General features: G+C 42.1%; 1 pseudogene. It reads right to left on the reverse strand.

From position 1 onward, the window contains the following. Positions 1-33 precede the first annotated feature (33 nt). Positions 34-393 (reverse strand): annotated as a pseudogene (locus EUU22_RS26350) (cbb3-type cytochrome c oxidase subunit I); the annotation flags it as partial. Positions 394-397 lie beyond the last annotated feature (4 nt).

The following is a 397-nucleotide window of genomic DNA, read 5'->3' on the forward strand; positions in this document are numbered from 1 at the left end:
GTGGAGAGTGTAGCCTGTAAACAATGGAAATCAGTGAACGAAGCCTCCTATAATCGCGAACACTGCGCCTATAGATAAGACGTAGTGAAAGTGAGCTACTACATAATAAGTGTCATGAAGCACAATATCTAGAGAAGAATTAGCTAAGACAATGCCTGTTAATCCCCCAACTGTAAATAAGAAGATAAAGCCAAGAGCTCATAATATGGCCGCGTCTCATTTGGTGACTCCTCCATGAATAGTGGCGAGTCAACTAAAAACTTTCACCCCTGTAGGGATAGCGATGATTATAGTTGCTGAGGTGAAATAGGCTCGAGTGTCCACATTTAAGTCTACGGTAAATATATGGTGGGCTCAAACAATGAAGCCTAGTAGGCCGATTGATATCATGGCTCAA

This window comes from Ciceribacter ferrooxidans, from assembly GCF_004137355.1.
GTDB lineage: Bacteria > Pseudomonadota > Alphaproteobacteria > Rhizobiales > Rhizobiaceae > Allorhizobium > Allorhizobium ferrooxidans.